Below are 13,207 nucleotides of genomic sequence, written 5' to 3'. Positions count from 1 at the left end.
CCGCACACGCGCGCGCCGCCGCGGGGGGGGCGGGGGGGGGGGGGGCGGGCGGCCCCCCCCCCCCCCGCCCCCCCGCGCCCCCCCGGGGGGGGCCCCCCCCCGCGGCCGCGCCGGGGGCGTCAGCCGCGGCCCCCGCGCTTCGCGGCGTAGTTCGCGCGGCCCTCCGCGGACCGCAGCCGCCAGTCCCGCCTGATCTCCGACCGAAGCCGCGCGTCCGTCTTGGCGACGATCCGCTGGTTCTCCCGGAGCAGCTTCCGGTAGCTCTCCAGCCGCCGCTCCGGCAGTTCGCCCGAGTCCACGGCGGCCCGCACCGCGCACCCGGGCTCCGCCTCGTGCGCGCAGTCGTGGAACCGGCACTGCCGGGCGAACTCCTCGATCTCCGAGAAGACCTGCCCGACGCCCGCCTCCGCGTCGAAGAGCCCCACGCCCCGCAGCCCGGGCGTGTCGATCAGTACGCCGCCGCCCGGCAGCGCGAGCAGGTTGCGCGTCGTGGTCGTGTGACGGCCCTTGCCGTCCACTTCGCGCGTCTCCTGGACCTCCATCACCTCGGAGCCGAGGAGCGCGTTGGCCAGCGTGGACTTGCCCGCGCCGGAGATGCCGAGGAGCACGCTCGTACCGCCCGCGACCACCGCGGCCAGTACGTCCGTCCCCTCACCGGTCAGCGAGGACACGGTGAGGACCTGGACGCCCGGCGCGGACGTCTCGACGTCCTCGACGAGGTGGCCGAGGGCGACGGGGTCCGGGACGAGGTCCGCCTTGGTCAGGACGACCAGCGGCTGCGCCCCCGATTCCCAGGCGAGCGCGAGGAACCGCTCGATGCGGCCGAGGTCCAGGTCCACGGCCAGCGACACCGCGATGATCGCGTGGTCGACGTTCGCGGCGAGGATCTGGCCCTCGGACCGCTGTGAGGAGGTGGACCGCACGAAGGCGGTCCGGCGCGGCAGGTACGTCTTGACGTACCGCGGGCTGCCGTGCGCCTCCACCACCGCCCAGTCGCCGGTGCAGATGACCCGGAGCGGGTCGTGCGGGGTGACGAAGGCGGTGTCGGCGCGGACGATCCCGTCCGCCGTCATGACGTCGCACTGCCCCCGGTCGACCCGTACGACCCGGCCGGGCACGAGGCCCTGATCGGTGTACGGGGTGAACTCGTCCGCCCAGACGTCGTCCCAGCCGAAGGGGCCGAGGGCGTGCGAGAGCGAAGCCTGCGAGAAAGAAGAGAAAGACAAGGGAAACCCTTCACAGGGTGGCCCCGGCAGAGCGCGCCGCTACGGCGCGCGGGAAAAAGTGTGAGGTCAGCCGGAGACCACGGAAGTGACATTGATGGTCTTCTGAGTGCGGGCAGCGCCCTGCGCGATGACAGTCATCAATGAACTCACCTCCGGGTCGAACACCATGCTGAAGCGTGCGGGAACACGCGGTCCCCGCACCGATCGGCGGGAACGGCCCCACCGTAACAAGCCCGTTCAGAGGCGCGCCACTTCTTTTACGTGCCGTCGCGCATCCGGACGCCCTTGCCCGGGGAGCACGCCCGCCGGGATCTCCCGCTCGGCGCCCCGGACTTACCGCCGGTCAGGAGAACATGGAGATCCCTGGCCGCAACTCGGCCGAGACCCTAATCTGTTCCCCATGCCGACCCGCGAGAACGCAGATTCTGAGACGCTTAACGAGACGCCGACCGCTCCCGTCGCGTCGCGTACGGAGTCGGTGGCCGAGACGCCGTCCGACACCCGGGGCCAGATCCTGCGGGTGTCCATGGAGCTGTTCGAGGCACACGGTTTCCACGACACCTCGCTGCGGGAGATCGCCGAACGGGTGGGCGTCTCCAAGCCGGCGGTGCTCTACCACTTCCCCGGCAAGGCCGACATCCTCGCCGCCCTCGTGGAACCGATGCTCCGCGACGTGACCGCCGCCCTGGCCCGCGCGGCGGCCGCGGGTCCCGCCGGGGAGCGGTGGGCCGCGATCGAGGGCGTCCTGGACGTCTGGCTGAAGCACCGTCACCTGCTCCGGCTCGACCTCCCGGACACGGCCCCCGTCACCCCCGGCCTGCGCGATGCCCTGCTCCGGGCGAGCACGCTGGTGGCCGGCGCGGATCCCGGGTTCACGGAGCGGGTGCGGGCCGCCCAGGCCGTCGCGATGCTCTCCGACCCGGTGGTGCTCTTCGCCGACGCCCCGGTCCCCGTCCTGCGCGCGGCCGTCCTGGACGGCGTACGGCGTCTCCTGGACGGGGGCGCCGAGTCCGCGCCCGGGAGCTCGTGGCCCGCGTCCGGAGGCCGGCGCGGCCGGCCCGCCGCCATGAGCCCGGCCATGGTCGAGGCGGCCCGCCGGATGCACGCGGCGGGCAGCGGGGCGACCGCGATCGCCGCCCGGCTCGGCGTCTCCCGGGCCACGGTCTACCGCAACCTCCCGCAGGAGGAGGACGGCGGGTGACGTGTCCGATTCGTTCAAGACGGGCCGTCGGCGGCGTGCCTAGTCTGACGCCATGACTCCCCGACTCGACATGATCGGCATCATCGTCTCCGACATGGCCGCCTCGCTCGCCTTCTACCGCCGCCTCGGGTTCGACATCCCGGCCGAGGCCGACTCCCAGCCCCACGTGGAAGCCGTCCTGCCGGGCGGACTGCGCGTCGGCTGGGACACGGAGGAGGTCATCCGCTCCTTCGACCCCGCCTGGACCCGGCCCGCGAGCGACGGCCGGGTGGGGCTCGCCTTCCTGTGCGACTCCCCCGCCGCCGTGGACTCCGTGTACGCGGAACTGACCGGCGCCGGCCACACCGGCCACCTGAAGCCCTGGGACGCCTTCTGGGGGCAGCGCTACGCCGTCGTCCTCGATCCGGACGGATCGGGGGTCTCCCTCTTCGCGCCGGCCGACCCCGCCGACCCCGCCGCGTAGTAGGCCCCCGGCGTCGTCCCGGCCAGGGCGCGCACCTCCCGGACGTAGTGGGCCTGGTCGGCGTACCCGGCCAGGTGGGCCACCTCCGCGTGCGGCAGCCCGCGCCGGGTCAGCGCGAGGGCCCGCTGGAGGCGCAGGATCCGCCCCAGAGTCCGGGGCCCGTATCCGAAGGCGTCGAGCGACCGCCGGTGCAGCTGCCGCTCCCCGAGGCCGACCGCGGCCGCGATCGCGGCCACGCCCTGGCCCGCGCGCAGCCGGGCCGCGACCTCCGGGGCCAGCGCGTCCGGGGGCCCGCCGTCGGCCGCGCGGAGCCGGGCCAGCTCCTCCAGTCCCGCGCGGGGGTCCCCGTACGAGGCCACCCGCCCCGTGAGGCGCCGCACCTCGGCGGCGGGCCACAGGCCGGCCAGTTCGACCCGCCGGTCGCGCAGCACCCGGGCCGGTACGCCGAGCAGTGCGGGCGCGGTGCCGGGGGCGAGGCGGATCCCGGCGAAGCCGGTGCCGGCGACCTCGCCGGCGGGGTGCGCGACGGTGTCGGGCCCGGCCACCAGGAGCCGCCCGTCCACCCACAGCAGGTCGACGCATCCGTCGGGCAGCACCACTCCGGAGCCGCCTGCCGCGTCGGCCCGCCACAGGACGGCGCCGGGGACCAGGCGGGACGGTCGTTCCTCGTACACGAGGACCAGGCTAGACGGCCTGCCGTCACCCGAAAGGTTCAGCGGCGGACGGCCGGCCCCGCGCTCAGTGCTTGCGCAGCCGCGAGTGGTAGTCCTCGGGGGGCAGGAACCGCGACCAGCGCTCCGGGAACTCCGACGGCATGTCGTCGCCCTCGTCGTCCTCCGACTCCCCCTCGGCCAGTGCCCGCCAGGCGGCCGCCCGCGCGACGAGCTGCGCGGCCTCCGCCTCGCGGACCCGCTCGTTCGCCTCGCGCGCCGCCGCCGTGGCCAGCGAGGGCCAGACGCGGTCGATCGCGGCGTTGACGGCCGCGCCGACGAGGACGGCGAAGGCCGAGATGCCGATCCAGAGCAGGATGGCGACGGGGGCCGCGAGGGATCCGTAGATCGTGGGGCCCTCGACGGTGTTGGTGAGGTAGATCCGCAGCAGGAAGGAGCCGACCACCCACATGGCGAGGGCGACGAGCGCACCGGGCACGTCCTCGATCCAGGGCGAGCGGACGGGGACGGAGACGTGGTACAGCGTCGTCAGGAAGGCGATGGAGAGCAGGGTGACGACGGGCCAGTAGAGGACCGCGATCACTTCCGTGCTCCACGGCAGGAGCCGCACCACCGTGTCCGGGCCCACGACCATCAGCGGCAGCACGATGGCGCCGATCAGCAGGGCGATGACGTAGAGGAGGAAGGCCAGGAGCCGGGTCTTGACGATGCCGCGCTGCCCGTCGAGCCCGTACATGACGGTGATGGTGTCGATGAAGACGTTGACGGCGCGCGAACCCGACCAGAGGGCGAAGGCGAAACCGAGGGAGATGAGGTCGGGGCGGCCCCGGTTGGTGACGTCGTCGAGCATCGGTTTGGCGATGTCGTTGACGCCCCGGTCCGACAGGACGGTGCCGACCGCGCGCAGGATGTTCTCCTCGATGCTGGCGACGGTGGTGCCGCCCGACCAGCCGTCCACGTACCCCAGCAGGCCCAGCAGGCCCAGGAAGAGCGGGGGCAGCGAGAGCAGCGTGAAGAAGGCGGCCTCGGCCGCGAGCCCGAGGATGCGGTACTCGATGCACGAGTTCACGGTGTCTTTGAGCAGCAGCCACGCCATCTTGCGCTTGGAGACGTTGCGATAGAGGGCGCGGGCCCGGTGGAGCCTTCCGGGAATCCGCTCGGGTGTTTCTTTTGCTGGCTGCACGTCCTTACGGTATCCGCATGGCAGCCACCACCCACACAGTCAGCAATCAGGCCCCGCTCCTCACGGCCTACGACGTCTACGGCAGCGACCGGGTCCTGAGCGAGGGCGTGGAGCGGCATCTCGCGGGCGCGGAGCCCGAACTCGGCGCGCAGGTGCGGGAGGAGCTCACGGCCCTGGGACGGGCCGCCGGATCCCGCCAGGCCCAGGACTGGGGCGCGCAGGCGAACGAGAATCCGCCGAAACTGCGCACCCACGACCGGTACGGGAACCGGATCGACGAGGTCGAGTTCCACCCGGCGTGGCACCGGCTGCTCGGGCACGCGGTGGGCGCCGGGCTCACCGACGCGTGGGGGCGCCCCGCGGGGCATCTGCGGCGCGCGGCCGGGTTCTTCGTGTGGTCGCAGGCGGAGTCGGGGCACGGGTGCCCCGTCTCCATGACGCACGCGGCGGTACCGGCGCTGCGCACCGACCCGGTGCTCGCCGCCGAGTGGGAGCCGCGTCTGACCTCGCACGTCTACGAGGAGGGGCTGCGGCCGGCCGGGCAGAAGGCCGGGGTGCTCTTCGGGATGGGCATGACGGAGAAGCAGGGCGGCAGCGACGTACGGGCGAACACGACGACGGCGGTGGCGCTGGACGCGTCCGGCGAGTACCTGCTGACGGGGCACAAGTGGTTCTGCTCGGCACCGATGTGCGACGGGTTCCTGGTGCTGGCGCAGGCTCCGGGCGGGCTCACGTGCTTTTTGGTGCCCCGGATGCTGCCGGACGGGACGCGGAACGTGTTCGCGATCCAGCGGCTGAAGGACAAGCTGGGGAACCGGTCGAACGCGTCGAGCGAGGTCGAGTTCGACGGGACGTGGGCGCGCCGGGTCGGCGAGGAGGGCCGGGGGGTGCGGACCATCATCGAGATGGTCGCGGCGACCCGGCTGGACTGTGTGATCGGGTCGGCCTCGCTGATGCGGCAGGCGCTGACGCAGGCCGCTCACCACGCGGAGCACCGCTCCGCTTTCGGATCACTGCTCATCGACCAGCCACTGATGCGCAACGTGCTCGCGGACCTCGCGCTGGAGTCCGAGGCGGCCACCACGCTCACGCTGCGCCTCGCCGCCGCCTACGACGCCGGCACCGACCAGGAGCGCGCCTTCCTGCGCATCGCGGTGCCCGTCGCGAAGTACTGGGTGACCAAGCGCTGTACGCCGATGGTGGCGGAGGCCCTGGAGTGTCTGGGCGGCAACGGCTACGTCGAGGAGTCGGGGATGCCGCGCCTGCTGCGCGAGTCCCCGCTGAACTCCATCTGGGAGGGATCGGGCAACGTACAGGCCCTCGACGTGCTGCGCGCGCTCCAGCGCGAGCCGCTGGCGCTGGGCGCCTTCCTCCAGGAGGTGGGCCTGGCCCGCGGGGCGGACCACCGGCTGGATTCGGCCATCAAGGACCTGCTGACCGAGCTCGCCGATCTCGAGGGCATCGAGGCACGGGCCCGCCGCGTCGTGGAGCGCATGGCCCTGGTGCTGCAAGGGTCCCTGCTGGTGCGCTACGCCCCGCCGGAGGTCGCCGACGCCTTCTGCGCCTCCCGGCTGGGCGGCGACTGGGGCACGGCCTTCGGCACGCTGCCGCACAGCCTCGATCTCCGGTCCATCGTGGAACGGGCCCGGATCACGGGCTGACAGAAGGGCCCCAACCCTTCTGTTCACGGGCTCGAGGAAGGGCCCCAACCCTTCAGCGAGCACGGCGGGCGTGGATCCGGGCCCGTTGACCTGGATGAGGGACGGCGCCGCGCCGACTCGGCGCCATCCCTGATCCGATGAGCCCCGAGGAAGGAGCCGTCACGTCGCCGGGCGACGCCCGCACAGTTTCGATCGCGCGACCGGGACTTGGCGAGAGTTGCATGAGGTTGCACCCTGTGAATCGGAACGGCCCGCACTCGGGGCGTACCGCGTGCTCCGGGACCCCGCACGCCTCGTACGCCCCCTCGGCGGTATCCGTCGTACGTCTGTTCCACACGGGAGGTTCCGGTGGCCCACACCACGGGCAGCGCGGTCGGTGCGGCACGCATTTCGGCCATGGACGCGCGTGACGCCGCGCGTCTGCTCAAGGGCGTACGGGCGGCCGCGCTCGCCGGGGACCGGCCGCCGGCCGCGCCCCGCCCGGAGATCGCCGCGTCCTGGCGCCGGATGCTGGCGGGCGGGGTCCACCCGGACCGCGACACCCGCTCCCGGATGCTGTCGGCCGCCGAGACGGAGGAGCGGCGCCAGACCTCTCCCCTGCGGGACCTCCTGCCCGTCCTGCGCGAGGGCCTGCTGCCCTCGCTGGACGAGACCCTGCACATCATGGTCGTCGCCGACGCCGACGGCCGGCTGCTGTGGCGGGAGGGCCACACCTCCATCCTGCGCAACGCGGACCGGCTCGGCTTCGCCGTCGGGGCCGACTGGGACGAGGCCGTCGTCGGCACCAACGGGGTGGGGACCGCCCTGGTGACCCGGCGGCCCGTCCAGGTGTTCTCGGCGGAGCACTTCGTCTCCAGCCACCACGACTGGACCTGCGCCGGCGCCCCGGTGCACGATCCCCGGGACGGGCAGCTGCTCGGCGTGGTCGACGTCAGCGGCCCCCTGGCCACCATGCACCCGGCGACCCTGGCGTGGGTGAGCTCGGTGGCCCGGCTCGCGGAGCGGGAGCTGCGGATCCGGCACCTGGAGTCCCTGGAACGGCTGCGCGCGGTGGCGGCCCCGCTGCTGGCCCGGCTGCCCGGCCGGGCCGTGGCCGTCGACAGCCACGGCTGGACGGCGGCCGTCACGGGGCTGGCGCCGACGGATCGGATCCCGCTGCCGAAGACGTTCGGACCCGGCCGGGCGTGGGTGCCGCAGCTGGGCGACTGCCTGGTGGAGCCGCTGCCGGGCGGCTGGCTGCTCAGCGTCGCGCAGACGCCCGGCGGGACGCGGGCCGCCGCCCGCGTCGTCCTGGACCTCAGCCGGCCGGAGGCCTGCCTGGCGACCGTCCACGGGGCCTCGGGCAGCTGGTCGCAGGAGCTGAGCCCGCGCCACGCGGAGCTGTTGTTCCTGCTGGCGGAGTCGCCCCGCGGCCGCTCGGCGGCGGAGCTCGCCCGGGAGCTCTTCGGGGACCCGACGCGCACGGTGACGGTCCGGGCCGAGATGTCCCGGGTCCGGCGCAACCTCGGGGGCGTCCTCACGCACCGGCCGTACCGCTTCGCGCAGGACGTGGAGGTCGAGCTGATCCGGCCCGCGGATCCGGCCGGCCTGCTGCCGCACTCCACCGCCCCGGCCGTGATCGGTGCCCGGCGGGGAGGGACGGATCCCGGGGGGACCCCCCGGCCGTGACCTGGGGATGTGGTTCCCTGACATGCATGAGCACCACGACGCTGACCACCTGGTCCCTGGAAATGACCTCGCCGACCGACCTCGTCCCGTCGGCGGGCGTCCCCGGACCGGAGATCCGGATCGTCCGGTCCCAGGTCCCGTCCCCGGAGTTCAGCCGCTTCCTCTACACCGCGGTGGGCGGCGACATCCACTGGACGGACCGGCTGGGCCTGACCCGCGCCCAGTGGGCGGCGCATCTGGGCCGGCCCGGCGTGGAGACGTGGGTGGTGTACGACCGGGGCACCCCGGCCGGGTACGTGGAACTGGACCCGCAGCCCGACGGTGTGGTGGAGATCATCTACTTCGGCCTCGTCGCGGAGTTCCGGGGGCGCCGGCTGGGCGGCCACCTGCTGACCGTGGGCATCGAGAAGGCCTGGTCCCTGGCGGAGCGCTGGCCCGAGCTGCCGCCGACGCGCCGGGTCTGGCTCCACACGTGCAGCCTCGACGGGCCGGCGGCGATGCCGAACTACGTCCGCCGCGGCTTCAAGGTCTTCCGCGAGGAGACGGAGCCCTACGAGCCGTCCCCGACCCCGGGTTCCTGGCCCGGCGCCTGAGCCCCGCTCCGGGAGCCCTCAGGGGGCTCCCGACGTGACCCCCGTCACGGCATCTCGCGATACGAGACGACTTCGTCCGAATCGTGGACAGTAGTGGACTCCTCCAATCGCCCCATGCCACGCTTCCGCCATGAACGGAGCTGGAATTGCCTTGGTGAGTCGGCGGCACGTCGACCTCGGCCGCATGTCCAGCGCCATCTGTCCGGCACGCTGAGGGAACCAGCACCGCCGCACGACGTACGGCGCACCGCGCGCTGCCGCCGCGCCCGCCGTAGGACGTCACCCCATCACCGCAGTCCCCTGTAGGCCGCTCACCGCCCCAAAAAGGCGGCGATCAGCCACACCCGCTCCATGTGCGCCAGGGGTCACGCCGCCACTCCCCCTGCCCATGCCTTGAGCCGCCGAAGAAGGACGTACCGCCATGGCCGCCACCCCCGAAACGACCGCAGCCGCCGCACCCGCCGCCGCCGCGCGCCGCAAGAGCGGCCGTCACCGCGGTGAGGGCCAGTGGGCCGTCGGACACCACACTCCCCTCAACGGCAACGAGCAGTTCAAAAGGGACGACGACGGTCTCAATGTGCGGACACGCATCGAGAACATCTACTCCAAGGCGGGCTTCGACTCGATCGACCCCAACGACCTCCGCGGCCGTATGCGCTGGTGGGGGCTCTACACCCAGCGCAAGCCCGGGATCGACGGCGGCAAGACCGCGATCCTGGAGCCGGAGGAGCTGGACGACAAGTACTTCATGCTGCGCGTCCGCATCGACGGCGGCCGGCTGACCGTCGCGCAGCTGCGCGTCATCGGCGAGATCTCCCAGGAGTTCGCGCGCGGCACCGCGGACCTCACGGACCGCCAGAACGTGCAGTACCACTGGATCCGCATCGAGGACGTCCCGGAGATCTGGCGCCGTCTGGAGGCCGTCGGCCTCTCGACCACCGAGGCCTGCGGTGACACCCCCCGCGTCATCCTCGGCTCGCCCGTCGCCGGCATCGCGCGGGACGAGATCATCGACGGCACCCCCGCCATCGACGAGATCCACCGCCGCATCGTGGGCAACCCGGACTTCTCCAACCTGCCCCGCAAGTTCAAGTCCGCGGTCTCCGGCTCGCCGCTGCTCGACGTGGCGCACGAGATCAACGACATCGCGTTCGTCGGCGTGACCCACCCCGAGCACGGCCCCGGCTTCGACGTCTGGGTCGGCGGCGGCCTCTCGACCAACCCCAAGCTGGGCGTGCGCCTGGGCACCTGGGTCTCGCTGGACGAGGTCCCGGACGTCTACGAGGGCGTCATCTCGATCTTCCGCGACTACGGCTACCGCCGGCTGCGCACCCGCGCCCGCCTGAAGTTCCTCGTCGCCGACTGGGGCCCGGCCAAGTTCCGCCAGGTCCTCGAGGACGAGTACCTGAAGCGCCGGCTGACCGACGGCCCGGCGCCCGAGCAGCCCAGCGGCCAGTGGCGCGACCACGTCGGCGTCCACCAGCAGCAGGACGGCCGTTTCTACGTGGGCTTCGCGCCGCGCGTGGGCCGTGTCGACGGCGCCACCCTGACCAAGATCGCGGACGTCGCCGAGAGCCACGGCTCCGGGCGGCTGCGCACCACCGCCGAGCAGAAGATGATCGTGCTCGACGTCGAGGCCGACCAGGTCGACTCGGTCGTCGCGGCCCTGGAGGCGCTGGACCTGCGGGTCAAGCCGTCCCCGTTCCGCCGCGGCACGATGGCCTGCACCGGCATCGAGTTCTGCAAGCTGGCCATCGTCGAGACGAAGGCGCGCGGCGCCTCGCTGATCGACGAGCTGGAACGCCGTCTGCCGGAGTTCGCGGAGCCGCTGACCATCAACATCAACGGCTGCCCGAACGCCTGCGCCCGTATCCAGGTGGCGGACATCGGTCTCAAGGGGCAGCTGGTCCTGGACGACGAGGGCAACCAGGTCGAGGGCTACCAGGTCCACCTGGGCGGCGCGCTCGGCCTGGAGGCCGGGTTCGGCCGCAAGGTCCGTGGCCTCAAGGTCACCGCGGCCGGTCTGCCGGACTACGTCGAGCGGGTCGTCACGCGCTTCGAGGAGCAGCGCGAGGGTGGCGAGCGCTTCGCCGCCTGGGTGACCCGTGCGAAGGACGAGGACCTCTCGTGAGCGAGCGCGCCGCGCCCTTCTACTGCCCGTACTGCGGTGACGAGGACCTGTTCCCCAACGAAACCGGCCACGGCGCGTGGGAATGCAGGGCCTGCAACCGGGCCTTCCAGCTGAAGTACCTCGGGCTGCTGGCCCGGGGTGTTCAGTCCAATGACGCTGGAGGGGACGAGATATGACCACCATTCAGGAAACCGGTCCCGAGGCCGGCGCGCTGAAGGCGCTGGCCGAGCAGGCGGGCCGCGACCTCGAGGACGCCTCGCCGCTGGAGATCCTCACCTGGGCGGCCGAGACCTTCGGCAAGAAGTTCGCCGTGACCTCCTCCATGGAGGACGCGGTGGTCGCCCACCTCGCCTCCCGCGCCTTCCCCGGCGTGGACGTGGTCTTCCTCGACACGGGCTACCACTTCGAGGAGACCATCGGCACCCGTGACGCGGTGGAGGCCGTGATGGACGTCCACGTCATCACGCTCACCCCGCGTCGGACGGTCGCCGAGCAGGACGCCGAGCACGGCCCGAAGCTGCACGACCGCGACCCCGACCTGTGCTGCGCGCTGCGCAAGGTCAAGCCCCTGGAAGAGGGCCTGACGGCGTACGACGCGTGGGCGACGGGCCTGCGCCGCGACGAGTCCCCGACCCGGGCGAACACCCCGGTGGTCGGCTGGGACGAGAAGCGGCGCAAGGTCAAGATCTCCCCGATCGCCCGCTGGACCCAGGACGACGTGGACGCGTACGTCCAGGAGCACGGCGTCCTCACCAACCCGCTGCTGACGGACGGTTACGCCTCCGTCGGCTGCGCGCCCTGCACCCGCCGGGTGGCCGCGGGCGAGGACGCCCGGGCCGGCCGCTGGGCCGGACGCGGGAAGACCGAGTGCGGACTGCACGGCTGATGACAGACACCTCTCGCACGGAACCGACGGAGACGAAGCAGATGAGCGTGAGCGACCAGGGCGCCACCGTGTGGCTGACCGGGCTGCCGAGCGCGGGCAAGACCACCATCGCCTACGCGCTGGCCGAGCGGCTGCGCGCCGAGGGCCACCGCGTGGAGGTCCTCGACGGCGACGAGATCCGGGAGTTCCTCTCCGCGGGTCTCGGGTTCAGCCGTGAGGACCGGCACACCAACGTGCAGCGGATCGGCTTCGTCGCCGAACTCCTCGCGAGCAACGGCGTCAAGGCGCTGGTGCCGGTGATCGCGCCGTTCGCGGACAGCCGCGAGGCCGTCCGCAAGCGTCACGCCGCCGAGGGCACCTCGTACCTGGAGGTCCACGTGGCCACCCCGGTCGAGGTCTGCTCGGAGCGTGACGTGAAGGGCCTGTACGCCAAGCAGGCGGCGGGCGAGATCTCCGGTCTGACCGGGGTCGACGACCCGTACGAGGCACCGGAGTCCCCGGACCTCCGTATCGAGTCGCACACGCAGTCCGTGCAGGAGTCGGCTTCGGCCCTGCACGCGCTGCTCACCGAGAGGGGCCTGGCATGACCGCCACCGTCGCACACGTCCACGAAGGGACGGACGCGCCCTACGCGCTGTCGCACCTCGACGCCCTCGAATCCGAGGCCGTGCACATCTTCCGCGAGGTGGCGGGCGAGTTCGAGAAGCCGGTGATCCTCTTCTCCGGCGGCAAGGACTCCATCGTCATGCTGCACCTGGCGCTGAAGGCGTTCGCGCCGGCGCCGGTGCCGTTCACCCTGCTCCACGTGGACACCGGCCACAACTTCCCCGAGGTGCTGGCCTACCGGGACCGCGCGGTCGCCCGGCACGGCCTGCGCCTGCACGTGGCCTCCGTCCAGGAGTACATCGACGCCGGCAAGCTGCGCGAGCGCCCCGACGGGGTCCGCAACCCGCTGCAGACCCTCCCGCTGACCGAGGCCATCCAGAGCCTCAAGTTCGACGCCGTCTTCGGCGGCGGCCGCCGCGACGAGGAGAAGGCCCGCGCCAAGGAGCGCGTCTTCTCCCTGCGCGACGAGTTCTCCCAGTGGGACCCGCGCCGCCAGCGCCCCGAGCTGTGGCAGCTCTACAACGGCCGCCACGCCCCCGGCGAGCACGTGCGCGTCTTCCCGCTGTCCAACTGGACCGAGCTGGACGTGTGGCAGTACATCGCCCGCGAGAACATCGAGCTCCCGGAGATCTACTTCGCCCACGAGCGCGAGGTCTTCAAGCGCAACGGCATGTGGCTGACGGCCGGCGAGTGGGGCGGCCCGAAGAGCGGCGAGACCCCGGAGTCCCGGCTCGTGCGCTACCGCACCGTCGGTGACATGTCCTGCACCGGTGCCGTCGACTCCGACGCCACCACGCTGGACGCCGTGATCACCGAGATCGCCGCCTCCCGGCTCACCGAGCGGGGTGCCACCCGCGCCGACGACAAGATGTCCGAGGCAGCGATGGAAGACCGCAAGCGCGAAGGGTACTTCTAGAC

General features: G+C 72.7%; 14 protein-coding genes. 11 read left to right on the top strand and 3 right to left on the bottom strand.

Going from position 1 to position 13,207, the window contains the following annotated elements:
- Window positions 1-119: 119 nt before the first annotated feature.
- Complete coding sequence (gene rsgA, locus ACWF9Z_RS11160; RefSeq protein WP_453600246.1) at window positions 120-1,226, bottom strand: ribosome small subunit-dependent GTPase A; 1,107 nt, start codon at window positions 1,224-1,226, stop codon at window positions 120-122.
- 478 nt (window positions 1,227-1,704) lie between these two features.
- Between rsgA and ACWF9Z_RS11155 the strand changes: the two genes are divergently transcribed.
- Together ACWF9Z_RS11155 and ACWF9Z_RS11150 are read left to right on the top strand one after the other, a co-directional pair.
- Window positions 1,705-2,427, top strand: coding sequence for a TetR family transcriptional regulator (locus ACWF9Z_RS11155; protein ID WP_453600244.1), 723 nt, complete (start codon window positions 1,705-1,707; stop codon window positions 2,425-2,427).
- A gap of 52 nt (window positions 2,428-2,479) precedes the next feature.
- Window positions 2,480-2,890, top strand: a complete 411-nt coding sequence (locus tag ACWF9Z_RS11150; protein ID WP_453600241.1) for a VOC family protein — start codon at window positions 2,480-2,482, stop codon at window positions 2,888-2,890.
- Here the strand turns inward: ACWF9Z_RS11150 and ACWF9Z_RS11145 are convergent.
- Window positions 2,812-3,564 (bottom strand): helix-turn-helix domain-containing protein, encoded by a 753-nt coding sequence (locus tag ACWF9Z_RS11145; protein WP_453600238.1) that lies wholly within the window; start codon window positions 3,562-3,564, stop codon window positions 2,812-2,814. The genes ACWF9Z_RS11150 and ACWF9Z_RS11145 overlap by 79 nt on opposite strands.
- Window positions 3,565-3,628: 64 nt before the next feature.
- Complete coding sequence (locus tag ACWF9Z_RS11140) at window positions 3,629-4,744, bottom strand: YihY/virulence factor BrkB family protein (protein WP_453600236.1); 1,116 nt, start codon at window positions 4,742-4,744, stop codon at window positions 3,629-3,631.
- Between the two features lie 17 nt (window positions 4,745-4,761).
- On the opposite strand from ACWF9Z_RS11140, the gene ACWF9Z_RS11135 reads away from it, so the two are divergent.
- The 9 genes from ACWF9Z_RS11135 (at window position 4,762) to cysD (ending at window position 13,205) form a co-directional block, all read left to right on the top strand.
- Complete coding sequence (locus tag ACWF9Z_RS11135; protein WP_453600233.1) at window positions 4,762-6,405, top strand: acyl-CoA dehydrogenase family protein; 1,644 nt, start codon at window positions 4,762-4,764, stop codon at window positions 6,403-6,405.
- Window positions 6,406-6,801: 396 nt separating this feature from the next.
- Window positions 6,802-8,073: a GAF domain-containing protein gene (locus tag ACWF9Z_RS11130; protein ID WP_453600316.1), complete on the top strand. Its 1,272-nt coding sequence runs from the start codon at window positions 6,802-6,804 to the stop codon at window positions 8,071-8,073.
- A 26-nt stretch (window positions 8,074-8,099) separates the two neighbouring features.
- Window positions 8,100-8,666: a GNAT family N-acetyltransferase gene (locus ACWF9Z_RS11125; RefSeq protein WP_453600230.1), complete on the top strand. Its 567-nt coding sequence runs from the start codon at window positions 8,100-8,102 to the stop codon at window positions 8,664-8,666.
- Window positions 8,667-8,796: 130 nt separating this feature from the next.
- Entirely contained in the window at window positions 8,797-8,880 is an 84-nt protein-coding gene (locus ACWF9Z_RS11120) for a putative leader peptide (protein WP_312847410.1), read from the top strand.
- A 207-nt stretch (window positions 8,881-9,087) separates the two neighbouring features.
- Window positions 9,088-10,797 carry a nitrite/sulfite reductase gene (locus ACWF9Z_RS11115; protein ID WP_453600228.1) on the top strand — a complete coding sequence of 570 codons (1,710 nt, stop codon included), beginning with the start codon at window positions 9,088-9,090 and terminating at the stop codon, window positions 10,795-10,797.
- The gene (locus ACWF9Z_RS11110) at window positions 10,794-10,973 is read left to right on the top strand and encodes a DpnI domain-containing protein (RefSeq protein WP_214956597.1); all 180 of its coding nucleotides are present in this window, start codon (window positions 10,794-10,796) and stop codon (window positions 10,971-10,973) included. The genes ACWF9Z_RS11115 and ACWF9Z_RS11110 overlap by 4 nt, the downstream gene beginning before the upstream one ends.
- On the top strand, window positions 10,970-11,683 hold the full coding sequence (locus ACWF9Z_RS11105) for a phosphoadenylyl-sulfate reductase (protein ID WP_453600225.1): 714 nt from the start codon (window positions 10,970-10,972) through the stop codon (window positions 11,681-11,683). Before ACWF9Z_RS11110 ends, ACWF9Z_RS11105 begins: the two co-directional genes overlap by 4 nt.
- Before the next feature lie 41 nt (window positions 11,684-11,724).
- A complete protein-coding gene (cysC, locus tag ACWF9Z_RS11100) occupies window positions 11,725-12,270 on the top strand; it encodes an adenylyl-sulfate kinase (protein WP_215148038.1) in 546 nt (181 codons plus the stop codon).
- Window positions 12,267-13,205, top strand: coding sequence for a sulfate adenylyltransferase subunit CysD (gene cysD, locus ACWF9Z_RS11095; RefSeq protein WP_453600223.1), 939 nt, complete (start codon window positions 12,267-12,269; stop codon window positions 13,203-13,205). The genes cysC and cysD overlap by 4 nt, the downstream gene beginning before the upstream one ends.
- The last annotated feature ends 2 nt before the right edge of the window (window positions 13,206-13,207 follow it).

The organism is Streptomyces sp. NPDC054961, from assembly GCF_053609145.1.
This window is presented reverse-complemented; position numbering and strand designations above follow the sequence as displayed.

Bases quoted from the DNA above. Each gene is read 5' to 3' on its own strand.
- ACWF9Z_RS11150 (WP_453600241.1), top strand. From the start codon at position 2,480: ATGACTCCCCGACTCGACATGATCGGCATCATCGTCTCCGACATGGCC.
- ACWF9Z_RS11135 (WP_453600233.1), top strand. From the start codon at position 4,762: ATGGCAGCCACCACCCACACAGTCAGCAATCAGGCCCCGCTCCTCACG.
- ACWF9Z_RS11130 (WP_453600316.1), top strand. From the start codon at position 6,802: ATGGACGCGCGTGACGCCGCGCGTCTGCTCAAGGGCGTACGGGCGGCC.
- ACWF9Z_RS11125 (WP_453600230.1), top strand. From the start codon at position 8,100: ATGAGCACCACGACGCTGACCACCTGGTCCCTGGAAATGACCTCGCCG.
- ACWF9Z_RS11120 (WP_312847410.1), top strand. From the start codon at position 8,797: ATGAACGGAGCTGGAATTGCCTTGGTGAGTCGGCGGCACGTCGACCTC.
- ACWF9Z_RS11115 (WP_453600228.1), top strand. From the start codon at position 9,088: ATGGCCGCCACCCCCGAAACGACCGCAGCCGCCGCACCCGCCGCCGCC.
- ACWF9Z_RS11105 (WP_453600225.1), top strand. From the start codon at position 10,970: ATGACCACCATTCAGGAAACCGGTCCCGAGGCCGGCGCGCTGAAGGCG.
- cysC (WP_215148038.1), top strand. From the start codon at position 11,725: ATGAGCGTGAGCGACCAGGGCGCCACCGTGTGGCTGACCGGGCTGCCG.
- cysD (WP_453600223.1), top strand. From the start codon at position 12,267: ATGACCGCCACCGTCGCACACGTCCACGAAGGGACGGACGCGCCCTAC.